Source organism: Aeromonas aquatica (genome assembly GCF_000764655.1).
Classification (GTDB): Bacteria; Pseudomonadota; Gammaproteobacteria; order Enterobacterales; family Aeromonadaceae; genus Aeromonas; species Aeromonas aquatica.
Genome location: NZ_JRGL01000154.1, coordinates 1 through 22,097 on the forward strand (window position 1 = coordinate 1; position 22,097 = coordinate 22,097).

A 22,097-nucleotide genomic window follows, 5' to 3' on the forward strand; every position below is an offset into this window, starting at 1 on the left:
TTGTAGAGAGTTTGTCCATCAGCAGCCTGTTTTTTAGTCTGCCGCGTCGTAAAACTATACTTATTCAGTTAAATACACTGCCTGTTACGTCCTCTATTGCTCATCTCCTTCCTCATTTTATGCCGCGTTATGTCCGCTTCCGAGCCGCTATGCCTTTCATTGATGCTCACTATTGCCTGAAACAGACGTGACAAGGCCAGCCGGATCCATAGACTGTGTGTCTCATGCACAAGGAGCTGTCTATGTTGGGGATCCACGATCTGGCGTTGTTTATCGTATCTGGCTTGCTGTTGAACATGATGCCTGGACCGGACTCGCTGCTCATCATGTTGCGTAGCGGCTCGCAGGGTTGGCGAGCGGGCTCGGTGGCGGCGCTGGGGATAGGGACGGGGACCATGGTGCATGTGCTGGCGGCGGCCCTGGGGCTGTCGGCTCTGCTGAGTACCTCGGCCGAGCTGTTTACCGTCATCAAGTTGATGGGGGCACTCTATCTGGTCTATCTGGGGATTTCCCTGCTCAGGCAAGGCGCCACGACCACTGCGACGACCGAGCCCCCGGTGATGCTGCCAGCGCTCTCCTACGGGCGGATCTTTCGGCAAGGCTTGCTGACCAATGTGCTCAATCCCAAGGTTGCGCTCTTCTTCCTCGCCTTCGTACCGCAATTCATCGATCCGGTGGCGCCACAGAAGGCGCTGGCCTTCATCGTGCTGGGCTGCATCTTCAACCTCAACGGCATGATCTGGTGCCACCTGCTGGCCTTCTCGACCGCCTATGCGAGCCACAGGGTGCGGCTGCCTGCCCGGTTGGGGCGCTGGCTCAACCGCTTGATGGGAGGCCTGTTTGTCGGCCTTGGCCTCAAGCTGGCGACGGAGTGATGTTCGGCCATTGCAGACATTGCAAAAGCCGGCCATAGAAAAAGGCGTATCCCATCGCTGGGATACGCCTTCGTCTGCACTGCAGCAGGATGACCGAAATCAGTTCATGCCGTAGCGTTTGAGCTTTTTACGCAGGGTACCACGGTTGATGCCCATCATCACGGCGGCGCGAGTCTGGTTACCACGGGTGTACTGCATGATCACGTCCAGCATGGGAGCTTCGACTTCGGAGAGAACCATATCGTACAGATCAATCACTTCCTGACCGTTCAACTGGGCCAGGTAGTTACGCAAGGCCTGTTGCACAGAGTCACGCAGGGGGCGCTGGGTCGGCTCGGCAGCGTGATTGTGAGTAGTTGTTACCAATGCATCAGAAGTCAGGGTTTGTTCGAACATATTCGGTCGGCTCTTTAGTTATGCGAGTTATGCGTTAACCTAATCCATCGAAATACACTTCAAGTGCTTCCAGCTGTGCATCTGCACAATCCAGGGCATTGAAATGTTTACGGAATTCTCGGCCCGTCTCTTCTTCATCCAGATACCAGCCCACGTGTTTACGGGCAATGCGCGCTCCCAGATATGCACCGTAAAACTGGTGCAGGTTGGTAACATGCTCGTTCATCAGGGTGCGAACCTCTTCCCTGTCGGGAGGCGGCAGCTTGGTGCCCGTCTCAAGAAAATGACGGATTTCCCGGAAAATCCAGGGTCGTCCTTGCGCAGCACGGCCGATCATCACGGCGTCGACGCCGGTATAGTCGAGGACATACCGGGCCTTCTCCGGGCTGTCTATGTCGCCATTGGCGACCACAGGAATCGATACGGCCTGCTTAATCGCCCTGATAGTGTCGTACTCCGCTTCCCCCTTGTAGAGGCAGGAACGGGTACGACCATGCACGGCAAGGGCCGCGATACCGCAATCTTCGGCGATTCGGGCGATCTCCTCGCCATTGCGGTTATCCGGATCCCATCCTGTGCGGATCTTCAAGGTGACAGGCACCTCCACTGCATTCACCACGGCCTGGCAGATGGTTCTGACCAGTTCGGGTTGACGCAGCAGGGCGGAGCCCGCCAACTTCTTATTCACTTTTTTTGCAGGACAACCCATGTTGATGTCGACGATCTGAGCGCCCTGCTGCACGTTGTAGCGGGCGGCAAACGCCATCATCTCCGGGTCGGCTCCGGCAATCTGGACCGATCGCAATCCGCTTTCGGCAGAATGGCCCATTCTCATCCTGGTTTTCTGGGTATCCCAGACATCCGGGTTGGCCAGCAGCATCTCGGAAACGGCCATGCCTGCTCCCAAACGTAAACAAAGTTCACGAAATGGTCGGTCTGTTACACCGGCCATGGGGGCCACGATCAAGGGAGTTTCAAGCGTGTGGGGACCTATCTGCATTCCACGGTTACCATCGGCTTAGGGCGGCGTATATTACGCATTTTTTAGTCAGGAGAAAAGGTTAGTATTTGAGCGTCAGCCACTTTTTTCTGAAAAAAACGTCGCGCCAAGGCTTGCAAATTCAGGAGTGCTTGAAAATCAGACATATTGTCTGAGACCATGATCGGGGCCAAATGAGTGAGGGACTCATTCATTTGTCTGTCTCCCTCCGCTGCGGGTTTGCGTTATGATAGCGAGCCTGAATCGAGCAAAGGCTCCACACAATTTTATTACAAACAGAGATTGGGGATGTATGACGTCAAGGTTCATCAAATCGCTCTGTCCGTGCCTGCTGGGGGCCATGCTGGGCTCTGCCCAGGCACAGACGGTGAGCTTCACCGAGGCCTGGAGCCGGGTCATCCAGCAGGATGACGGATTGGCGGCGGAGCAGGCCGGGGTGGAGCGGGCAGAGCAGCTGCGCGAGGCGGCCAAGGCCATGTACCTGCCCAAGGTGGACGTGGGGGCCAGCTACACCCACCTCGATCAGCCGATGGAACTCGACATGCTGGACCTCAATCCCATCGCCAATCACCCGGAATTTGGCAAGGTACTGGGCCCCGTCATGCAGGCGCTCAACCTCAGCCCCAGCGACTTCGTCACCCCCCTGACCAAACAGAACGTGGTCACCAGCTCGGTCAAGATGCTGTGGCCGCTGTTCGTCGGCGGGCGTATCGATGCGGCGCAGGACATTCGCCAGGCCCAGGTGAGCGAGGCGCAACAGCTGCTGGTGCTCAAGCAGCAAGCCACCTTCGAGAGCCTCTCCCAGACCTACTTCGGGGTGGTGCTGGCGGCGCAGGTGGTGCAGACCAAGCAGGAGGTAGAGCAGGGGCTGGCCCATCATCTGGATCATGCCCAGAAACTGGAGGCACAGGGCCAGATCGCCAGGGTCGAGCGGCTCTCCGCCCAGTCGGCCTATGACAGGGCCCGCATCGATACCCAGAAGGCAAGACGCAGCCTGGAGATCGCTCAGCTGGCGCTCGGTCACATGCTCAAGATCAAGCAGGCGGAACCCAACAGCCAGCTCTTCATCAACGAGAACATGCCGCAACTCGATCCCTTCGTGCAGGAGACCCTGACGGTGCACCCCGGCCTCAAGCTGCTGGCGGCCAAGAAGGAGCAGGCGCAAGGGATGATCAAGCTGGAGAAGGGGAAGTACGCCCCCGAGCTGTTCCTGTTCGGCAACTACAACCTCTATGAAGATGACTCCATCGTCTCCAAGACCACGCCGGACTGGCTGGTCGGGGTCGGGGTCAGCATGCCGCTGGTGAGCCGTGATGGCCGCTCCGAGACGGTGCAGGCGGCCAAGAGTGCCGAGCTGCAGGTCAACCTGCTGCAGGCCAAGACCCGCCAGGATCTGGAGCTGCTGGTCGAGAAGACCTGGCGCGAGGCGGCGCAGGGGCTGGAGGAGTACCACTCCCTCTCCTCGACCCAGGCATTGGCCGAGGAGAACGTGCTGCTGCGGGACAAGGCGTTCGGCCAGGGGCTCTCCACCTCGCTGGATGTGGTGGATGCGCGCAACCAGCTGGCGGGGGTCAAGACCCAGCGCGCCGCCGCCGCCTATCAATACGTGATCTCCCTGGCCCGCCTGTTGGCGCTCTCCGGTCAGATGAACAGTTTCAATCAATATCAGCATGCTCAGGCGACAGAGGTGAATTCATGAGTCATCCCCCCATCAAGAAGAAGATGAGCCAGGGCAAGCCGCTGCTGTTGCCGCTGGCTCTGGTGCTGCTGGTCATCTGGCTGGGCTGGCGTTTCTGGCTGGCCTATCAGCCGGAACCGGTGCGTCTGCAGGGCCAGATCGAGGCGCAGCAGTATTCGGTCTCCTCCAAGGTGGCGGGGCGCATCGACGAGGTGCTGGTGAAGAAGGGAGATCAGCTGGCCAAGGGTCAGCTGGCATTCACCCTGGCCAGCCCCGAGATCGAGGCCAAGCTGAGCCAGGCCAAGGCCGGGCAGGCGGCGGCCGGCGCCATGGCGCAGGAGGCGGAGAAGGGGGCGCGGGCCCAGCAGATCGCGGCGGCCAAGGATCAGTGGCAGCAGGCCAGGACGGCGGCCCAGCTTCATGGCAAGACCTATGAGCGGATCGCCAACCTGCACCGGGAAGGGGTGATGCCGCTGCAGAAACGGGACGAGGCCTGGACCGCCTGGCAGGCAGCCAAATACAGCGAAGGCATGGCCTGGCAGCAGTATCAGATGACCCTGGAAGGGGCACGGGAGGAGACCAAGGTCGCGGCCCGCGAGCAGGCCAAGATGGCGGCAGGCGGGGTGGCCGAGGTGGAGGCCTATCTGGCCGACACCCGCATTGCCACTCCCCATGCCGGCGAGGTCGCGCAGGTGCTGCTGCGCAGCGGCGAGCTGGCACCGCAGGGCTTCCCCGTGGTGACCCTGCTCGACATGGAGGATGCCTGGGCCCAGTTCCACGTGCGCGAAGATCTGCTGCCCCGCTTCCAGGTCGGCACCGAGTTCGATGCCAGCCTCCCAGGGTTGGGGGATCAAACGGTGCGCTTCAAGGTCACCCACGTGGCGATGATGGGGGACTTCGCCACCTGGCGTGCCACCGACACCCGCCAGGGCTTCGACATGAAGAGCTTCCAGGTGGAGGCGCGCCCCTTGCAACCGGTTGAAGGGTTGCGGGTCGGCATGAGCGTGCTGGTCGAACTCTGATGCGGCGCGAATGGCGGCTGCTGTGGCAGGATCCCTTCAGCCGGGCCCTGATAAGCTGGATCCCGCTGCTGCTGATCGGGCTGCTGTGCTGGATCTTCTCGGCCGGGCTGGCGCGGGATCTCAAGGTGGGTCTGGTGGATCTGGACCGCAGCGCGCTCTCCCGTCAGCTGGCGTTCTCGCTGGATGGCTCCGCCGGTCTGCGCCTGAGCGATCAGTTTGACTCCATCGACGAGGGGGCCAAGGCGCTGCGCGGCGGCGACGTCTATGCCCTGGTGGTGATCCCCGCCCATCTGGAGCGGGATGCGCGGGAGGGCACCCAGCCCAAGGTGACGGTGTTCAACAACGGCCAGTTCATCCTGATCGCCAAGCTGGTCAACGCGGCGCTGGCCCAGGTGGTCGGCACCCTCAACGGCCAGGTCGGCGTGTTGGCGGCCATGGCCGATGGCAAGGCGCTGCCCGGCGCCCTGGGGCAGTCCGTCCCCATCGCCAGCCAGGTGACGGCTCTCTACAACATCAACTCCAGCTACGCCCAGTTTCTGTTGAGTGCCCTGCTGCCGGCGGTGTGGCAGATCCTGGTGGTGCTCTATGGCATCAACGCCCTGGCCCGGGCCGATCGACTCGGTCTGGACTGGACCACGCAAGGGGTCTGGTTCGGCCTCTGGCGCACTCTGTTGCCTCATGTGCTCATCGGGTGGGTATGGGGGCTGGCGTGGAGCCTGCTGTTGTTCAGGGCGCTTGGCTATCCCATGCAGGGGAGCTGGCTGGTGTTGGCGCTGGGTCTGGGGCTGGCCTCGGCCGCCTGCGTCAGCATGGGGGCCTTCTTCTATGGCGTCATCCGGGATCCGGCCCGCGCCCTGTCGCTGGCGGGCGCCTACACGGCACCCGGCTTCGCCTTCATGGGGGTGACCTTCCCGGTCAGTGCCATGGGGGACTTCGCCCAGTTCTGGCGCAGCCTGCTGCCCATCTCCCACTATGTGGAGCTGCAGGTCGGGCAGGCGAACTACGGCCTGCCGCTCGCTGCGGCCCTGCCCCAGTTCGGGGCCCTGCTGCTGTTCCTGCTGCCGCTGTTACTGGTGGTGCGGCGTTATCAACCGCAGGCCCATGCCGCTCGCCAGCTGGCCGCTAAGGAGCAGGAACTATGATGGGTTTCTGGGATCTGGTGCGCCTCGAGCTGCGTACCCTGCTGGCCGACCGCGCCATCATGCTGACCCTGTTTGGCGGGGTGTTCTTCTACTCCTTCCTCTATCCGCAGCCCTATCTGCACCAGTTGCCCCGGGAAGAGGCGGTGGTGGTGGTCAACGATGATGGCAGTCAGCTTTCCCGTCAGCTGGAGTTCATGGCCGATGCGACGCCCCAGGTGAAACTGGTGGCGCGGGTCGGCAGCCTGGAGGAGGCCCGCCAGTGGCTGTTCACCGGCAAGGCGAGCGGGATCCTGCACATTCCTCGCCATTTCTACCGGGATCTGATGCTGGGCAAGAGCGTGACCCTGAGCTATGCCGGTGATGCCTCCTATTTCCTGGTCTATGGCACCATAGCCGAGGGGTTGGCCCAGGCGGGGGGCACCCTGGCGGCCGGGATCAAGGTGGCGCGTCTGCTCAGCCAGGGCGAGGCGCTGCCACAGGCGGCCATGGGCTGGAACGCGGTGGGGCTCAACGTGCTGCCGGTCTTCAACCCCAGCATGGGTTATGTGAATTACGTGGTGCCGGCTGTGTTCGTGCTGATCCTGCACCAGGTGCTGCTGATGGGAGCCAGCATCCTGGGGGCGACCCAGAACCAGCGCAGCGCGCGCGGGGAATCCGGCTACTGGCAGAAGGTGCCGGTGCTGCCCCTGCTGCTGGCCCGCACCCTGGTGCTGGGGGGGCTGTTCGTGCTGCCCGTGAGCTACTTCTTCGGCTTCTGTCTCGACTACTACGGCATAGCCCGCACCGCCGATCCGACCGAGCTGTGGCTGTTCATCCTGCCCTTCCTGCTGGCGACCACCTTGCTGGGCATAGTGCTGGGGGCGCTGTTTACCCGCCGCGACCTGCCGACCCAGGTGGTGTTGGTCTCATCACTGCCGCTGGTCTTCCTCGCCGGCTTCATCTGGCCGCTGGAGCTAATCCCGACGCAGCTCAACTGGCTGGCCCAGTGGGCGCCGAGCACGCCGGCCATCGAGGGATTGCTGCGCCTGAACCAGATGGGGGCCGATTTTACTCAAGTGGCCCCTTACTGGTGGCAGCTGTGGGGCCTGACGCTGCTCAACGGTCTGCTCGCTTGTTGGTTGCTGGCGTGGCGCCAGCGGCAGGCCGCCGAGACCAAGATGAAAACGGTCAGCTGAGGCTGACCGTTTTTTTTGGTGGACGGGCTCAGCTGCGCTGCAGACCGGGGTCGCCGATGGCGTAGATCTGGCCGAGGGCCTGCTCGTCAGTGAGCAGTCGCAAACCCTGCATGGCCACGTCCTGGCGTCTGACCAGACCGTGTACCTCTTTTCCCTGACTCAGCACTGCCTGGCCGGTGGCCTCGCCATCCTGCAGTCCCGCCGGCCGCAAGATGGTCCAGGCCAGCGTGCTGCTCTGCAACCAGCTCTCGGCCAGGCTCTTCAAGCGTACCTCGTGACCGAAGGCCGTTCTGGCCCGCTCTGGCAGATATTGCCAGCTGTCGCCGCAACCGAGCGAGGTCACCAGCAGCAGGCGCTCGAGCCCGGCCTGCTCCATTCCATCTATCACATGGCGGTTGCCCTGATAGTCCACCGGCTGCGGCTGGCGAAAGCTGCCGAGGGTGGAGACCACTTGCGCCTCGTTGCCTGCCAGGATGCAGACGCGAGTGACGGCAGCCGGATCCAGGGCATCCCCCTCGACGGCCTCGACCCCCAGCGTGCGCAGCTCGGCCGCCGCCTCCGGGTTGCGAACCAGGGCCAGGACCCTGTGCCCCTGGCGCAGGGCCTGATCGGTGAAGGCGCGGCCCAGCCCGCGGCTGGCTCCGAAGATGAGTGTTGTTGGCATGAGAGATCTCCCTTGGACAAAAGGGCTAGCCTAGGGGCTCGACGGCGCTATGTAAATGAGAGTTGTTTCTATCTGTGAGGGGGCGGGGGGGAACGACGGGCCGGGCGTCGCTGACGCCGGCCCTTGGGGATCAGCCGTTGTAGTGACCTATGCTGGGGCGGCGGCTGGGGCCACTCAGGTGGATATCCACCGGATTGAACGCCTTGATCGCCTCGAAGCTGAAGTCGCCGATGGCCTGGTGCAGGCTCTGGGGGCTGTGGTTGGTGATGATGATGACGCTCTTGGATAGGTTGCGACGACGGCGCAGCAGGTGGCCGAGGAAGCTGGACTGGCTCTCCGCCATCTTGGTGCGGTTGGCGGCCACCTCGTCGATGATCAGCAGATCCACCTCTTCCAGCGCGCGGCGGTACTGATTGCGCTCCTCCTGATCCTGGATCACGTTGAAGAACAGCCTGTCCACCACTGAGGCCCACTGCTGGAAGATCACCGATTTCTGATGCAGGGCGATCAGCTCATGGGCCACGGCGCCCGCCAGGGTGGACTTGCCGGTGCCATAGTCACCGTAGATGAGCATGCAGCCGCCGCCGCTCTTCTCCCAGTGCTCGAAGCCGCTGATAAAATAGCGGGCCGTCTCCATGGGGTATTGCAGCGCCGGATCGGTGGCGTCCATCTTGTCGAATATCCAGTCCGGGTTGAGGTCGGCCTGGGCGATCAGCTTCTGGATCCGCTCCTGGCGGGCCGTCTTCTGCAGCTCGCGCACCTCGGCGTTGGCCTTGGCGTCATACTCCTTGCGCAGGGTCTCGTAGTCGTACTGGCTGCCGCCGGTCTGGGCCTGCAGGCGGCGAATGCGCTCGAGCAGGCCGCCCACGTGCTGGCTCAGCTCGGGATCGTGGATACGGAGGTCCTGTTTGGCTTTCGCTTTGGCGATCCTCTGGCGCTTGGCCTCGATCTCCTCCAGCTCCTGGCGCAGGGGATCGTGCGGGTCAGTCATGGAAGGCTCCTTCTGCTGGGGCTGGGTTGGCAAGGGGCTAATAGTGCCTGTTGCGGGCGTTCGGGATCAATCATTATCCGGCTCCTGGGTCTGGGCCAGGCGCTTGGCCTCTTCGATCATCTCCTGTGCCCGCTTGCTCGGGCCAGACTCGGCGGGGGCAGGCGTGACCTGTTGATAGCCCGCCACCACCATCGGCTGACGACGGGCGTAGCGGCGGCTCTTGAGGGCCCGGATAAACCTGAGCATCCACTGATGCTGGGAGTCGAACACCTCGGGGCGCCCCAGCCAGTAGGCAATGAACTCCCCCAAATCCTCTTCGTTGTAGCTGGCGTCGATCACCCCGCACAGGCGGGCGAGTGCGGGCAGTTCCTCATCCGGTCGCCACTGCAGGTGCATCTGGAACGGGCGCTCCGGTAGCGGGCTGCGTACCCGCTGGCTCAGCAACGGCAGCTGGAACTGGCTCTGATGGTAGTGCTCACTGTCGGGCTGAGCCTCGACCTGCAACAGCCCGGCCTCCATCAACTCGTCGAGCAGCTCGGTCAGCTGGCGGGCATTGACCTGGAAACAGAAGCCGCTGGGATCGGTGGGATCCACCACCGCCAGCGCCCGACCCAGCTCGGGGTAGTTGAGCCTGGCCAGCTGATTTTCCAGCACCAGTCTGCGCAGCTGCAGGGTATAGAGGCTGCGGGCCGGGTGGGATAATCTGGGATGGGCGAGGGCGCTGTATTCGGCTGGAGTCATGGTGTTCTTCAGGATCAGGAATGGGGGCATTATCCCTCATGGCGGGGTCGCACACAATTCACGGCTCACACACAAGCCGAAGTGGTTATGAGGGACTCATCGCCCGCCGGATACCTTCCTCAGCGGGGAGAGTTCCTGGTTGGCCAGAAAATCTCGATAAAATAATCCGCCCATTTCAAATGGTTGGGAGGCGTCATGACCATTTCAAGCGGATGCGCGGCAATATTGAGTGGCGAGATAGACCACAGATGCTCTAGGCTTAATGCTCAACTAACACTCTGACTAATAAGAGCTTTGTCAAGATGTCAAAAGCCGGACTACGGATTCTGGTGGTAGAAGATGAAGCGGTTTTTCGCCACTCGCTGGTCACTTATCTCGAGCATGATGGGGCCTGTGTGTTTCAGGCCGAAGACGGCATTGAAGGGCTCTCTGCCGCCGCGCTCTATCACCCCGATATCGTATTATGTGACCTGAACATGCCGAACATGGATGGGCATGAGGTCATCGCCTGCCTCGCCGCCCGCTACCCTGAGGTGCCCGTCATCGTCATCTCGGGCCAGGACAAGATGGCATCGGTCGAGCGAGCGCTGCGGGCGGGGGCCAGGGACTTCTTCATCAAACCGGTGTCCGATTACAGCCAGATCCGGCGTAGCATCGATCAGTGCCTGGCGGGTAGCGCCCACCAGAGCCAGCAGCTGGAGCTGATGGATCACATGGATTTTTTCCGGGGGCACGACAGGGCTTCCAGCCGCTTGTTGGCCTGGCTGACGCCGCCCGGTTTGCAGGAGTGGGGACCCTGGCAGGTGACCTTCGCCGGCATGGGCAACTTGTTTATCCCCGATACCTTCAAGTTGGGGGACAAGTTGCTGGTGCTGGTGATGGAGCTCCCCATCCTCGGCATGGATGCCGCCTTCTGCGGTGCCCTGGTGCGATCGCTGATGAATGGCCCCTACCGCCAGTATCAGCAGCAAGAAAGCCTGCTGCTGACCCAGCCCCACCGTCTGCTTGACTATCTTAACCTGCAACTCATCGAATCGGGTCTGCGTCATTCGTTCGCCATGGCGGCGCTGCTGTTTGATCAGGAGGATGGCCTGGTGTTTGCCAATGCGGGTCTCACCTCGCCCCACTGGTTGATGCGCTCGGGCGGCTTGCCGCTTGGATTGATGCGCAGCACTCGCTATACGTTGCACAAACGCAGCTGGCACGAGCCGTTCGAACTGCAGTTTCGCAGCGACAGCGGCAGTGCGCTGAAGATGCAGGTTCGTCACCACTGAATCGATGAGCACAAAAAAACAGGGCGCCCACTGGGCGCCCTGTTTGCTTTTTACAATCCGGACCGGTTAGACGGTGGCAGACTGCAGGGTTTTGTCGTGTTCGTCAGACTCTTTGGCCGGACCTTCGGCACCGTGCATCCAGTAGACCAGACGATTGGCCATGGTCAGCAGGATCAGGGCACTGATCACGGCGGCGATGGCGATACCGCCGAAGATGGCGATGGGGCCGGACTCACCGACGAAGGAGCCCACGAAACCGGCGATGTAGTTGGCCAGTGCGACGAAGCCGAACCAGGCACCCATCATCAGGGAAGCCAGACGCAGCGGAGCCAGCTTGGTCACCATGGAGAGACCGATCGGGGAGAGGCAGAGCTCACCCAGGGTGTGGAACAGGTAGGCACCGACCAGCCAGAACATGGAGGTCTTGACGGCCTGATCACCACCTTGCTCCAGCACGGCACCGATCATGAACAGGAAGCCGATAGCCAGGAACAGCAGACCCATGGCGAACTTCACCGGGGAGTTCGGCTCTTTATTGCCGAGCTTGATCCAGATGGCCGCGACTATGGGTGCGAGCGTGATGATGAAGAAGGGGTTCAGGGACTGGAACCAGGCGGTCGGCACTTCGAAGCTGCCGATCATGCGGTCGGTATATTCCTGCGCATACAGGTTCATCAGGCCGCCGGCCTGCTCGAAGCCTGCCCAGAAGATGATGGTGAACAGACCCAGCACCAGGATGACCTTGATGCGATCCACTTCCTGCTTGGTCAGTGGCGCCTTCTGCTCCTTGGAGCGTTGTGCGGCGGCGCGTTGAGCGGCCGGCACGCGGCCGATGTCACCCAGGAAGCGCTGTGCCATGGTGGCTTGCACGACGAGGGAGAGCAGCATGCCGATACCGGCGCTGACGAAGGCGGCTTGCCAGCCGTAAGCAGTGGCTGCGGCACCGCAGATCACGCCCGCCAGCAGGGAGCCCAGGTTGATACCCATGTAGAAGATGGTGAAGGCCCCGTCACGACGGTGATCACCGGTTTCATACAGATCACCCACCATGGTAGAAATGTTCGGTTTGAACAGACCATTACCCAGGATCAGCAAGCCAAGACCGGCGTAGAAGACGGTGTTGACCATGTCCGGGAACATGGCGTGGGGCAGGGCCAGGGTGAACTGACCCGCGGCCATGAAGATGGCGCCAATCAGGATCGCACGGCGTTGGCCGAGGAAGGTATCGGCCAGCCAGCCACCGATGATCGGGGTGATATAGACCAGGCCGGTGTAGATGCCGTACAGCTTGAGTGCGTCGGCTTGAGTCCAGCCCATGCCGCCGTTGGCGGTCATGTCGGTCAGATAGAGTACGAGGACGGCGCGCATGCCGTAATAGGAGAATCTCTCCCACAGTTCGGTACTAAAGAGCAAAAAAAGCCCTTTAGGATGACCTAAAAAGGTCCCTTTAGACGGGTTATTCATGGAACTTCCACCTGTGTCTTATATTTTTTTAGGAATTTTATGCAAGGGCTAGAAACAAGCCATATTCCTTATAAAACATGCTGGATCGAATTACAACGAGAGGTTTTGACGATATTTTATCTATCGATGGTTGAATATTTGTTTATAAAATGAAAATGGGCATCGAATGATGCCCAGTCTTTTATTCTGTGTATTGTGTGAATTTTCAGCTATTACAACTGTTTGACGAACTGCTTGAGCCAGGCGGTAAATTCGCTGTCCATCTCCCGATGGCGTACCGCGTATTCCACATTGGCCTTCATGTAACCCAGCTTGCTGCCGCAATCGTGGCTACGACCCTTCATGAAGTAGGCGTTGACCTGCTCATGTTCCATCAGCATGGCGATGGCATCGGTCAGCTGGATCTCGTCGCCCGCCCCGGCCGGGGTCTTCTCCAGCAAGGGCCAGATGTTGGCGGAGAGCACATAGCGGCCGACCACGGCCAGGTTGGAGGGCGCCTCGTCGCGCGGCGGCTTCTCGACGATGGCCTGCATCGGCAGCGACATGCCGGCGCTCAGGGCCTCGCCCTTGATGTCGGCGATGCCGTATTTGTCCACTTCGCTCTCGGGGACGGCTTCCACCATGATCTGGCTGATCTGGTCTGCCTCGAACATATGCACCATCTCGGCCAGGTTGTCCTGCTTGAGATCGCTGGCCACCTCGTCGATCAGCACATCAGGCAGCAGCACGGCGAAGGGGTGATCCCCGATCAGCGGGCGGGCGCACAGCACCGCATGGCCCAGGCCCTTGGCCTCGCCCTGGCGCACGTGCATTATGGTGACGTCTTTCGGGCAGATGTGCTGCACCTCTTCCAGCAGTTGGCGCTTGACCCGCTTCTCCAGGGTCGCTTCCAGTTCGAAGCTCTTGTCGAAGTGGTTCTCGATGGAGTTCTTACTGGAGTGCGTCACCAGAATGATCTCCTTGATGCCGGCGGCGATGGCCTCACGCACCACATACTGGATCAGCGGCTTGTCGACCACCGGCAGCATCTCTTTCGGGATGGCCTTGGTGGCGGGCAGCATACGGGTGCCCAAGCCGGCGACGGGAAGAACGGCCTTGCGAACAACGAGCGGGGTCTTTTTCATGGAAATGAGTCCGAAGATACGAAGTGAACTCATGATACCCGAAGAAAAATAGGGCAGCCACAGGCCGCCCTCAGGATGAGAGGAGTTCAAGTCGGTTACTTGACGATAATCATGTCCCGATTGGCATCCAGAGTGGCGGGCCCGATGCCACTCACATCGGCCAGCTGATCCACCGAGGTGAACTTGCCCTGTTTCTCCCGATAGTCGACGATGGCCTGGGCCTTCTTCTCGCCAATGCCTTTGAGCGCCGCGAGTTCCACGGCGCTGGCGGTGTTCAGGTTGATCTTGCCGACCTCCTTGGCGCTGGTCACTGTCGTTGCTGGCTTGGCTGCCGGCTTGTCGGCGGCGAGCACAGGCTGGCTCAATAACGGCAAGAGGCTCAGCAGCAGGGTGGCGGTCAGGGTTTTGTAGTTCATGGTTTCACGTCCTTGTATGGTGCCGAATGGCTATAAAAAACTAGTCGAGCTGCGCCATTTTTCGTCTGTCAGAGTTAACAAGGAATAACACAGTCAAATCGGCTATAAGCCACACACCTCCAGAATAGGTACACTGGCTAACCATTTGAGCGAGATATCTTTTCCATGTACTTACCCGCCATTTCAGAGCTGGAGCCCATCGCCCGCGCCGCCGGTGAGGCCATCATGGCCATCTATAGCAAACCCTTCACGGTGGAGTACAAGCAGGACGAGAGCCCGCTCACCGCAGCCGATCAGGGGGCGCACGAGGTGATTGTGCAGGCCCTGGCCAGCTTGACTCCTGATATCCCCGTGCTGTCGGAGGAGTCGGATGTCGGGATCATGCAGGCCCGGCTCAGTTGGTCCTGTTACTGGCTGGTGGATCCACTGGATGGCACCAAGGAATTCGTCTCCCGCAATGGGGAGTTTACGGTGAATATTGCCTTGATTGACGATGGCAGGCCGGTCTGGGGGCTGGTCTATGCCCCTGTACTGGACAAGCTCTGGTATGGCGGCAAGGGACTGGGGGCCTGGCGGATTGACGAAAGCGGCACTGCCGCGATCCAGACTCGGCCTCATGTAGAGGGACAAGCCTGGAAGGTGGTGGGCAGCCGCAACCATCTGTCACAGGCGACCCTGGATTATCTGGCTCGCTTTGGTGACATAGCGCGGGGCGAGATAGAGCTGGTCTCCATGGGCAGCTCCCTCAAGTTCTGCATCATCGCCGAGGGGGGCGCCGAGCTCTATCCGCGCCTGGCCCCGACCTGTGAGTGGGATACTGCAGCCGCGCAGGCGGTGCTGGAAGGGGCGGGTGGCACTGTCACCCAACTCGATGGCGAGCCGCTTGCGTACAACAAGCGGGATATCCTCAATCCCTGGTTTGTGGCCAGGGCCTGACGCCACAGTTGTCAGCCCAGAGCGGCACAGACATGAAAAGGCCGGACAGTGTCCGGCCTTTTCTATTCCTATGGTCAGGGGTCTAACCCCCAGCCTCAGAACACCTTCTTGTAGGGCTTGATGGTGACGCGGGCGTAGACACCTGCCGCCACGTAAGGGTCTGCATCGGCCCAGGCCTTGGCCTCTGCCTGGCTGCCGAACTCGGCGATCACAGTACTGCCGGTGAAGCCCGCATCGGCGGGATCCTCGGCATCGATGGCAGGGTTGGGGCCGGCGGTCAACAGCCGTCCTTCATCCTGCAAGGCCTGCAAGCGAGCAAGGTGGGCGGGGCGTGCCAGTTTGCGCTGGGGCAGGCTGCCTGCCACGTCTTCGGAGTAGATCAGATACCACATGGAACAGTCCTTTTCATGTTGCGGTTATTTTTCTTGCTCGGTTTTTTGCTCTGCTGGCAGATGGCGATAGAGGTAGACGCCGCTGAGCAGGGTGAACACCAGGGTCATGCCCAGCAGGCCGAATACTTTGAAGTTGACCCACATCTCTTGGGACAGGTTGAAGGCCACATAGAGGTTGAGCAGACCACAGGCGGCGAAGAAGGCGACCCAGCCGAGATTGACGTGATCCCAGATGCGATCCGGTGCCTGCAGCTCCTTGGCCAGCATCTGCTTGATGAGATTCCTGCCAAAACCGTAGCGGCTGATGAGCAGCGCGAGGGCGAACAGCACGTTGATGACGGTGACCTTCCACTTGATGAAAGTGTCGTCATGGAAGAAGACGGTGAGGCCGCCGAAGAAACCTACCAGCAGGAAGGTGAACAGTTGCATCTTCTCGACCTTGCGATAGCGGATCCAGCTGTAGGCGAGCTGCAGGCCGGTGACCACCACCAGGGCGCCGGTGGCGGTGTAGATATCGTAAAACTTGTAGACCGCGAAGAAGACGATCAGGGGAATAAATTCAATAAACTGCTTCATGCTGGGCTCATCAACCTCAAAATTTGACTCAGTGTACCTGCCCGTTAGGCAACGGCAAATGAATAAGACCCGCCGGTTTGCCGTCGGTTCCCGTTATTTTCCCGCCACGCCTTGAACGCTTGGTGTCTCAAACAGTGCGTGGGCGATGGCCTCGCCGAGCCGCAACTGATCCGCCAACAGATCACGGATGTGGCGCTCCTCGATCAGCGGATTGAGCAACACGGCGCGCAGCAGGGTGAGCGGTTGCGCGCCGTAGCGTCCCACCGCCCGCTGGGTACGGGAGACGAAGCTGTGTCCCTCGGCGCGTTGCGCTTTTTGCAGCGCCACGTTGAAGCGGTTGATCTGCTCGTTGGCTCCTTCATCCAGCGCCTTGCCTTGCAGGTGAGGCGGAATGCAGCGGTAGGAGAGCAGGTTCATCACCGGTGCCGACATCAGCTCGAAGGCCGGGCTCGCCTCGATCAGAGTGGCCATCAGCCGCGCCCGGTCGTAGTTGGCCTCGATCAGCGCGGCATAACCCTGCTGGCCCAGTAGCTGGAAGGCGGCATCCAGATAGAGTGCATTGGCCGGACGGGTCCCCTCCAGGGTGAAGCGACCCTGATCGAAGGAACTGGCGCGAATGGCGTAGGGGGCCTCCCGCTTGACGGCCATCATCAGATCCGGCTGACGGCAGAGCAGCATGCCGGTGCCAAGCGGTACCAACAGCTGTTTGTGACCATCCAGGGTCACCGTATCGGCCAGCTCAATCCCGGCCAGTAGCCCCTGATAGCGAGGGGAATAGAGCGTCGGGCCGCCCCAGGCGGCATCCACGTGCAGATGGATCTGTTCGCGCCTGGCGATGGAGGCGAGTTCGGGCAAGGGATCGATGGAGCCAAAGTCCGTGCTGCCGGCAACCCCGACCAGCGCCAGCACCTTGAGTTTCTGCGCCTTGCACCGGGCCAGCGCGGCTTCCAGCGCCGGGATGCTGAGCCGGTTGTTGGCGTCGGTGTCGAGGCGCCACACGTTCGATGCCCCCAGCCCCAGCAGATCCATACCCTTGTCGAAGGAGTAGTGCATCAGCCGCGAACCCAGCACCACGGCGCCGCGATAGCCCTGCTCATAGAGCGCGAACAGGTTGTCGCCACAGGTCCGGTTGCGGGCCAGCCAGAGGGCAGTGACGTTGGCGATGGTGCCGCCGCTGGTCATGACGCCGAGGGCCGCATCCTTGGCATGCATCTGCGCCTCGTAGAAGTCATCCTCCTCGCGATAGATGAGGCGGTGCAGCTTGGCCAGCACCTCCCGCTCCAGGAAGCTGAGCAGGCGGGAGGACTCCATCTTCATCGGATTCTGGTTGAGCATCACCAGTAGGCGCGACAACTCGGCGGTGAAGGCCGGCAGTGGCGCTGTCATGTGCCCCATGTAGCGTGGAGAGGTGAGATGGGAGGCGCCGGGGACCAGGGTGGCGAGCCGCGTGAGGTACTCTGTCGTGCTTATGCCGGTGGCGGGCATACGGGACTGATCGAGCTGATGAACGAAGTGATCGCGCTGGTAGGGGGCCTGACTGTCATCGGAGTGATGAAAGGTCTCCAGCAGGGCCGTCATGGCCTGGCCGAAGGCAGGATCCGGTTGTGTAAAGAGTTCAGTCAGCTTCATCAGGTTCTCCAGACCAGCGTGTCGGGCAGAAAATAGCGGGCAGAAAGCGTGCCGGCAGACATTGCCATCGGCACGGGCGGCGGGTGGCGTCGGCCGCAGAGCATACACCAAAGGACCCTGGGGAACAGCCATCTCCTGACTGCCTGGAGCCCGGGGTGGTCGCCTCAATATTTTTGAGCTAACACTTGTAGCCTGAAATGAGGGCCGCTAGAGTGAGCCGAATCTGAACAGGAGTTTCTGATGAGTGATGTGACGGGGTATTCCCCACGGGAGGAGTGGGCCAACCGCCTCAGCCATGGGCTGGGGTTGCTGTTCGGGATCGTTGGCCTGATCCTGCTGTTGCACAAGGGCTGGAATGAGGGACCACAGGTGCTGCTGAGCTACGGCCTCTATGGCGTTAGCCTGGTCCTGCTCTACCTCGCCTCGACCCTCTACCACAGCATGGGGTCGGGGACGGCCAGATGCTGGTGCAAGGTGTTCGATCACTGCGCCATCTACCTGCTGATCGCGGGCACCTATACCCCCTTCCTGCTGGTGGCGCTCGACACGCCGCTGGCGCAGGGGTTGATGGTGGTGATCTGGGGGCTGGCGCTGGTGGGAGTGGTGTTCAAATTGTTGTTTATCAACCGTTTCAAGCGGTTGTCTCTGTTCACCTACCTGATGCTGGGCTGGCTGTCGCTGGTGGTGGTCTATCAGCTCTACCTGCATCTGGCAGGGGAGGGATTGTTGCTGCTGGGGATAGGTGGCCTCATCTACAGCCTGGGGGTGATCTTCTATGTGGCGAAGCGGATCCCCTATAACCACGCCATCTGGCATTTGTTCGTGCTGGGGGGCAGCTTGTGTCACTTCGTGGCCATCTATGGCTACATCTAACCCTTAGTTGGTATTTTGGTGCCATTGAAAGGCTAAATTCGTGCGGCACCCCACAGTTGCCCCTTTCGTTTGCTGACAAGCTATGCGCAGTTCAGCTTGCAAAGGATGCACACAATGAGTGAGATCGCGCTTTCCATCAGCATGTTGTCGCTGGTGGCGGTGCTGGGACTCTGGCTGGGAAACTGGCGGGTCTATGGCGTGGGGTTGGGGATCGGCGGGGTGCTGTTCGGCGGCATCATAGTGGGCCACTTCGCGGGCCTGTCTGGCTTGCAGTTAAATGAGCAAACACTTCATTTTATTCAAGAATTTGGTCTTATCCTGTTCGTCTACACGATCGGCATCCAGGTCGGCCCCGGTTTCTTCTCCTCCCTGCGCAGCTCGGGGCTCAAGCTCAACGGCTTCGCCGCCTTGCTGGTATTGCTCGGCTGCGTGGTGGCGGCGGCCTTGCATCAGCTGTTCGACGTGCCGCTGCCGGTGATCCTCGGGGTCTTCTCCGGCGCCGTGACCAATACCCCCTCCCTCGGGGCCGGCCAGCAGATCCTGGCCGAGCTCGGGGCCGATCCGAACATGACAGGCCTGATGGGGATGGGTTATGCGGTGGCCTATCCGTTCGGGATCTGCGGCATCTTGCTCACCATGTGGCTCATTCGACTGTTCTTTCACATCAAGATCGACGAAGAAGCCGCCGCGTTCGAACAACAGGCAGGCAAGACCAAGGAGAGCCTGCAGACCATCAACATCGCGGTGCGCAACCCCAATATGCATGGCCTGATGCTGCGCGAGATCCCCAGCCTGGACGAGGCCGACGTGATCTGCTCCCGCCTCAAGCGCGACGATGAGCTGATGGTGCCTAATCCGGACTCACGGATCCAGCTCGGCGATCTGCTGCACCTGGTCGGCGAGCGCCATGCCCTGCACAAGGTGTTGCTGGTGCTGGGGGAGGAGGTGGAGACTTCGCTCTCCACTCGGGGTACCGAGCTGCGGGTCGAGCGGGTAGTGGTCACCAACGAGCAGGTGCTCGGCAAGCGGATCCGCGACCTCGACATCAAGCAGAAGTACGATGTGGTCATCTCACGGCTCAATCGGGCCGGCATCGAGCTGGTGCCGACCAGCCAGACCAGCCTGCAGTTCGGCGATATTCTCAATCTGGTAGGGCGGCTCGAGGCCATCGAGGCCGTGACCAGCGTGGTCGGCAACGTGCAACAGAAGCTGCAGCAGGTACAGATGCTGCCGGTGTTCATCGGCATCGGCTTGGGTGTGTTGCTGGGCTCCATCCCCTTCTACCTGCCGGGCTTCCCCGCGGCGTTGAAGCTGGGGCTGGCAGGGGGGCCGCTGGTGGTCGCGCTGATCCTGTCGCGCATCGGCAGCATCGGCAAGCTCTACTGGTTCATGCCGCCCAGCGCCAACCTGGCGCTGCGCGAGATCGGCATAGTGCTGTTCCTGGCGGTGGTGGGATTCAAGTCCGGGGCCGGCTTCATCGACACCCTGATCAACGGCGATGGTCCGGCCTGGATGATGTACGGCATGGCGATCACCCTGATCCCGCTGCTGGTGGTCGGGGTGCTGGCGCGCCACTATGGCAAGCTCAACTACCTCACCCTGTGCGGCCTGCTGGCGGGCTCCATGACGGATCCTCCCGCCCTGGCGTTCGCCAACGGCATGCACCCCACCAGCGGGGCCAGTGCCCTCTCCTACGCGACCGTCTATCCGCTGGTGATGTTCCTGCGGATCATCTCCCCCCAACTGCTGGCCATCCTGCTCTGGGCCGGAGCCTGAGCTAGCGCAACACGGGAGCCCACCGGGGCTCCCGTGTTCAAGCTGTCATAATCGATATTATTGATTTAACTAATTTTATTACCCTTCACCTACCCTTCGCTTTCAGCCCATAACCAGGTTTCATATTGGTCTGTTCGTTCGATTTTTCTCACTGGTTTCTGGTCAATATAACGGGCACATTAGAGGCTGGAGATACATGCCCATTGATATTTCAGGAGAAACCATGAGCAGCCATAACATCGTATTGGATCAGGATGTCGTCGTTACCCAATTGCAAGGCAAAATCTATCTGGTTGCCGCTGACGGGAGCCAAACACTTCTGACCGAAGGTGATGTGCTGCCCAAGGATGCGGTGGTGTTCAGTCCTGAGGGAGCCAGCTTCCAGGGCGGGAATACGACCTTCACCCTGAGCCCGACCAAGGAACCCGCAGCGGAAGATATCTTGCTGGCACAGAACAATGCTGCGCAGACTCCTGACGATATTGCGGCCTTGCAGAAGGCCATCTTGGACGGGACCGACCCGACCAAGACCTTTGAGGCGTCGGCAGCTGGCGGGGCTCCCGCTGCGGGCAATATCGGTGGCGTCGCGGGCGCCAGCGGCAATGGCGGCTTTGTCACCATCGACAGAACCGACGATGCAACCATCTCCACCGCCGGCTTCGACACCGCCAACCCGGCCGGCCTCGCACCGGTAGCCGACGCGCGAGACGGAGAGGATGAACTCGTCGATCTCACCGCTCCCGTTATCACCGTCTCCGCACCAGATAACACCAATGACAAGACCCCGACCCTGACGGGATCCACCGATGCCCCGGTCGGCAGCACAGTGACCCTGGTGGTTACCGATGCCAACGGCAACCCGCAGACCTTGACCACTCTGGTCAAGCCGGATGGCACCTTCAGCGTGGACGCCACCACTCCGCTGGCCGATGGTCCTTACAAGGTCACGGCTTCGGTGACCGATCCTGCCGGCAATACCGGTACCGCCACCGACGATGGCAGTGTGGACAGCACGGCACCCTCGGCTCCCTTGGTCGAGATCCAGGACGGGGCAGACAATGTCATCTCCGCCAATGAGCGGGAGAGCGGGGTGGACGTCATCATTCGTCTGCCTGCCGATGCCAAGGTGGGGGATCGCCTTGACGTTGACTGGAATGGGGATGGCGTGCCCGACAGCTCATCCGTACTGACGGCGGATGACATCAACAAGGCGCTGGTCAACCTGACCATTCCGACGACGGATCTGCCGGTCAATGGCCCCATTTCGGTCGATGCCACCCTGACCGATTTGGCGGGTAACACCTCGCCAAAGGGCACCGACAATAGCGTGGTGAACGCTCCTCCCGTACCCAGCAATGACCAGTTCAACGTGGCAGAAGATGGCACCGTCACCATCAATGTGCTCGGTAACGACAGGGATCTGGATGGTGATCGCCTGACCATTACCACCATCAATGGCCAAGCCATTACGGAAGGTAGTTCTGTCGCCATCGACAATGGCACCGTGACCCTGACCAATGGTCAGCTGGTATTCACGCCAGCTCCGGATTTCAATGGCAATATTTCCTTCGAATACAGCATCACCGACGGTCTGCACAACGCCACAGCAGGTGTGACCGGTACCGTGACTCCGGTCAACGATGCGGCACTAATCAGCGGCAGCGACACCGGCTCCGTGGTAGAAGACGCGACCAACCCGACCCTGACCGACAGCGGCGTGCTGACGGTGACCGATGCGGATGCAGGCCAGGCGGTATTCCAGGCCGGCACCGGCACCCCGAGCGCGGATGCGCTGGGGACCCTGACCATCACCAGCGGCGGCGCCTGGACCTACAACGTCGACAACAATCTGGTGCAGTACCTCAAGGAGGGTGAGACCAAGGTCGAGACCTTCGTGGTGCACAGTGCCGATGGCACGGCCCACACCGTGACCATCACCATCACCGGCACCGA

22 protein-coding genes are annotated in these 22,097 nt (G+C 61.1%); 11 read left to right on the forward strand and 11 right to left on the reverse strand.

What is annotated here, in order from left to right; all coding sequences use genetic code 11:
- On the forward strand, window positions 1-191 hold a 191-nt coding region (locus tag LG30_RS22810), incomplete at its 5' end, for a hypothetical protein (RefSeq protein WP_238566460.1).
- 51 nt (window positions 192-242) lie between these two features.
- Window positions 243-875 (forward strand): LysE family translocator, encoded by a 633-nt coding sequence (locus LG30_RS0118960; RefSeq protein ID WP_033132255.1) that lies wholly within the window; start codon window positions 243-245, stop codon window positions 873-875.
- 99 nt (window positions 876-974) lie between these two features.
- Here LG30_RS0118960 and fis read toward each other — a convergent pair whose 3' ends face one another.
- Both fis and dusB read right to left on the reverse strand, forming a co-directional pair.
- Complete coding sequence (gene fis, locus LG30_RS0118965) at window positions 975-1,271, reverse strand: DNA-binding transcriptional regulator Fis (protein ID WP_005309538.1); 297 nt, start codon at window positions 1,269-1,271, stop codon at window positions 975-977.
- 34 nt (window positions 1,272-1,305) lie between these two features.
- On the reverse strand, window positions 1,306-2,271 hold the full coding sequence (gene dusB / locus LG30_RS0118970) for a tRNA dihydrouridine synthase DusB (protein ID WP_033132256.1): 966 nt from the start codon (window positions 2,269-2,271) through the stop codon (window positions 1,306-1,308).
- Window positions 2,272-2,563: 292 nt separating this feature from the next.
- Here dusB and LG30_RS0118975 point away from each other — a divergent pair, with 292 nt between their 5' ends.
- Genes LG30_RS0118975 through LG30_RS0118990 form a run of 4 tightly spaced genes read left to right on the forward strand, consistent with a single transcriptional unit; the run spans window position 2,564 to window position 7,288 of the window.
- Window positions 2,564-3,970, forward strand: a complete 1,407-nt coding sequence (locus LG30_RS0118975; protein ID WP_033132257.1) for a TolC family protein — start codon at window positions 2,564-2,566, stop codon at window positions 3,968-3,970.
- Window positions 3,967-4,971: an HlyD family secretion protein gene (locus LG30_RS0118980; RefSeq protein ID WP_081966256.1), complete on the forward strand. Its 1,005-nt coding sequence runs from the start codon at window positions 3,967-3,969 to the stop codon at window positions 4,969-4,971. The genes LG30_RS0118975 and LG30_RS0118980 overlap by 4 nt, the downstream gene beginning before the upstream one ends.
- Window positions 4,971-6,113: an ABC transporter permease gene (locus LG30_RS0118985; protein ID WP_033132258.1), complete on the forward strand. Its 1,143-nt coding sequence runs from the start codon at window positions 4,971-4,973 to the stop codon at window positions 6,111-6,113. Before LG30_RS0118980 ends, LG30_RS0118985 begins: the two co-directional genes overlap by 1 nt.
- Entirely contained in the window at window positions 6,110-7,288 is a 1,179-nt protein-coding gene (locus LG30_RS0118990; protein ID WP_033132259.1) for an ABC transporter permease, read from the forward strand. The genes LG30_RS0118985 and LG30_RS0118990 overlap by 4 nt, the downstream gene beginning before the upstream one ends.
- A 28-nt stretch (window positions 7,289-7,316) precedes the next feature.
- On the opposite strand, the gene LG30_RS0118995 is transcribed toward LG30_RS0118990, so the two are convergent.
- The 3 genes from LG30_RS0118995 to LG30_RS0119005 all read right to left on the reverse strand — a co-directional run bounded on the left by LG30_RS0118995 (window position 7,317) and on the right by LG30_RS0119005 (window position 9,684).
- Window positions 7,317-7,952: an NAD(P)-dependent oxidoreductase gene (locus tag LG30_RS0118995; protein WP_033132260.1), complete on the reverse strand. Its 636-nt coding sequence runs from the start codon at window positions 7,950-7,952 to the stop codon at window positions 7,317-7,319.
- Between the two features lie 130 nt (window positions 7,953-8,082).
- A complete protein-coding gene (locus tag LG30_RS0119000; RefSeq protein ID WP_033132261.1) occupies window positions 8,083-8,943 on the reverse strand; it encodes a DnaA ATPase domain-containing protein in 861 nt (286 codons plus the stop codon).
- Between the two features lie 66 nt (window positions 8,944-9,009).
- The gene (locus LG30_RS0119005) at window positions 9,010-9,684 is read right to left on the reverse strand and encodes a DnaT-like ssDNA-binding domain-containing protein (protein WP_033132274.1); all 675 of its coding nucleotides are present in this window, start codon (window positions 9,682-9,684) and stop codon (window positions 9,010-9,012) included.
- Between the two features lie 302 nt (window positions 9,685-9,986).
- On the opposite strand from LG30_RS0119005, the gene LG30_RS0119010 reads away from it, so the two are divergent.
- The gene (locus LG30_RS0119010; RefSeq protein ID WP_033132262.1) at window positions 9,987-10,958 is read left to right on the forward strand and encodes a response regulator; all 972 of its coding nucleotides are present in this window, start codon (window positions 9,987-9,989) and stop codon (window positions 10,956-10,958) included.
- A gap of 66 nt (window positions 10,959-11,024) precedes the next feature.
- Here LG30_RS0119010 and LG30_RS0119015 read toward each other — a convergent pair whose 3' ends face one another.
- From LG30_RS0119015 to LG30_RS0119025, 3 genes are all read right to left on the reverse strand, one after another.
- Window positions 11,025-12,422, reverse strand: coding sequence for a peptide MFS transporter (locus LG30_RS0119015; protein WP_033132263.1), 1,398 nt, complete (start codon window positions 12,420-12,422; stop codon window positions 11,025-11,027).
- A gap of 212 nt (window positions 12,423-12,634) precedes the next feature.
- Window positions 12,635-13,546: a UTP--glucose-1-phosphate uridylyltransferase GalU gene (galU, locus tag LG30_RS0119020; protein WP_033132264.1), complete on the reverse strand. Its 912-nt coding sequence runs from the start codon at window positions 13,544-13,546 to the stop codon at window positions 12,635-12,637.
- A 95-nt stretch (window positions 13,547-13,641) separates the two neighbouring features.
- Window positions 13,642-13,962, reverse strand: coding sequence for a ComEA family DNA-binding protein (locus LG30_RS0119025; RefSeq protein ID WP_033132265.1), 321 nt, complete (start codon window positions 13,960-13,962; stop codon window positions 13,642-13,644).
- Between the two features lie 165 nt (window positions 13,963-14,127).
- On the opposite strand from LG30_RS0119025, the gene cysQ reads away from it, so the two are divergent.
- Window positions 14,128-14,898, forward strand: a complete 771-nt coding sequence (cysQ, locus tag LG30_RS0119030) for a 3'(2'),5'-bisphosphate nucleotidase CysQ (RefSeq protein WP_033132266.1) — start codon at window positions 14,128-14,130, stop codon at window positions 14,896-14,898.
- 95 nt (window positions 14,899-14,993) lie between these two features.
- Here cysQ and LG30_RS0119035 read toward each other — a convergent pair whose 3' ends face one another.
- From LG30_RS0119035 to LG30_RS0119045, 3 genes are all read right to left on the reverse strand, one after another.
- A complete protein-coding gene (locus LG30_RS0119035; protein ID WP_033132267.1) occupies window positions 14,994-15,290 on the reverse strand; it encodes a YciI family protein in 297 nt (98 codons plus the stop codon).
- 24 nt (window positions 15,291-15,314) lie between these two features.
- The gene (locus LG30_RS0119040) at window positions 15,315-15,866 is read right to left on the reverse strand and encodes a septation protein A (RefSeq protein ID WP_033132268.1); all 552 of its coding nucleotides are present in this window, start codon (window positions 15,864-15,866) and stop codon (window positions 15,315-15,317) included.
- 93 nt (window positions 15,867-15,959) lie between these two features.
- A complete protein-coding gene (locus LG30_RS0119045) occupies window positions 15,960-17,495 on the reverse strand; it encodes an aminotransferase class V-fold PLP-dependent enzyme (protein WP_033132269.1) in 1,536 nt (511 codons plus the stop codon).
- A gap of 240 nt (window positions 17,496-17,735) precedes the next feature.
- Here LG30_RS0119045 and trhA point away from each other — a divergent pair, with 240 nt between their 5' ends.
- The 3 genes from trhA to LG30_RS0119060 all read left to right on the forward strand — a co-directional run.
- Window positions 17,736-18,368, forward strand: a complete 633-nt coding sequence (gene trhA / locus LG30_RS0119050; RefSeq protein ID WP_033132270.1) for a PAQR family membrane homeostasis protein TrhA — start codon at window positions 17,736-17,738, stop codon at window positions 18,366-18,368.
- A gap of 114 nt (window positions 18,369-18,482) precedes the next feature.
- A complete protein-coding gene (locus LG30_RS0119055; protein WP_033132271.1) occupies window positions 18,483-20,144 on the forward strand; it encodes a putative transporter in 1,662 nt (553 codons plus the stop codon).
- A gap of 223 nt (window positions 20,145-20,367) precedes the next feature.
- Window positions 20,368-22,097: retention module-containing protein (locus tag LG30_RS0119060; protein ID WP_033132272.1), on the forward strand; the 1,730-nt coding region annotated here is incomplete at its 3' end.

Coding starts and splice junctions, on each gene's coding strand:
- LG30_RS0118960 (WP_033132255.1), top strand. CDS start 243: ATGTTGGGGATCCACGATCTGGCGTTGTTTATCGTATCTGGCTTGCTG.
- fis (WP_005309538.1), bottom strand. CDS start 1,271: ATGTTCGAACAAACCCTGACTTCTGATGCATTGGTAACAACTACTCAC.
- dusB (WP_033132256.1), bottom strand. CDS start 2,271: ATGCAGATAGGTCCCCACACGCTTGAAACTCCCTTGATCGTGGCCCCC.
- LG30_RS0118975 (WP_033132257.1), top strand. CDS start 2,564: ATGACGTCAAGGTTCATCAAATCGCTCTGTCCGTGCCTGCTGGGGGCC.
- LG30_RS0118980 (WP_081966256.1), top strand. CDS start 3,967: ATGAGTCATCCCCCCATCAAGAAGAAGATGAGCCAGGGCAAGCCGCTG.
- LG30_RS0118985 (WP_033132258.1), top strand. CDS start 4,971: ATGCGGCGCGAATGGCGGCTGCTGTGGCAGGATCCCTTCAGCCGGGCC.
- LG30_RS0118990 (WP_033132259.1), top strand. CDS start 6,110: ATGATGGGTTTCTGGGATCTGGTGCGCCTCGAGCTGCGTACCCTGCTG.
- LG30_RS0118995 (WP_033132260.1), bottom strand. CDS start 7,952: ATGCCAACAACACTCATCTTCGGAGCCAGCCGCGGGCTGGGCCGCGCC.
- LG30_RS0119000 (WP_033132261.1), bottom strand. CDS start 8,943: ATGACTGACCCGCACGATCCCCTGCGCCAGGAGCTGGAGGAGATCGAG.
- LG30_RS0119005 (WP_033132274.1), bottom strand. CDS start 9,684: ATGACTCCAGCCGAATACAGCGCCCTCGCCCATCCCAGATTATCCCAC.
- LG30_RS0119010 (WP_033132262.1), top strand. CDS start 9,987: ATGTCAAAAGCCGGACTACGGATTCTGGTGGTAGAAGATGAAGCGGTT.
- LG30_RS0119015 (WP_033132263.1), bottom strand. CDS start 12,422: ATGAATAACCCGTCTAAAGGGACCTTTTTAGGTCATCCTAAAGGGCTT.
- galU (WP_033132264.1), bottom strand. CDS start 13,546: ATGAAAAAGACCCCGCTCGTTGTTCGCAAGGCCGTTCTTCCCGTCGCC.
- LG30_RS0119025 (WP_033132265.1), bottom strand. CDS start 13,962: ATGAACTACAAAACCCTGACCGCCACCCTGCTGCTGAGCCTCTTGCCG.
- cysQ (WP_033132266.1), top strand. CDS start 14,128: ATGTACTTACCCGCCATTTCAGAGCTGGAGCCCATCGCCCGCGCCGCC.
- LG30_RS0119035 (WP_033132267.1), bottom strand. CDS start 15,290: ATGTGGTATCTGATCTACTCCGAAGACGTGGCAGGCAGCCTGCCCCAG.
- LG30_RS0119040 (WP_033132268.1), bottom strand. CDS start 15,866: ATGAAGCAGTTTATTGAATTTATTCCCCTGATCGTCTTCTTCGCGGTC.
- LG30_RS0119045 (WP_033132269.1), bottom strand. CDS start 17,495: ATGAAGCTGACTGAACTCTTTACACAACCGGATCCTGCCTTCGGCCAG.
- trhA (WP_033132270.1), top strand. CDS start 17,736: ATGAGTGATGTGACGGGGTATTCCCCACGGGAGGAGTGGGCCAACCGC.
- LG30_RS0119055 (WP_033132271.1), top strand. CDS start 18,483: ATGAGTGAGATCGCGCTTTCCATCAGCATGTTGTCGCTGGTGGCGGTG.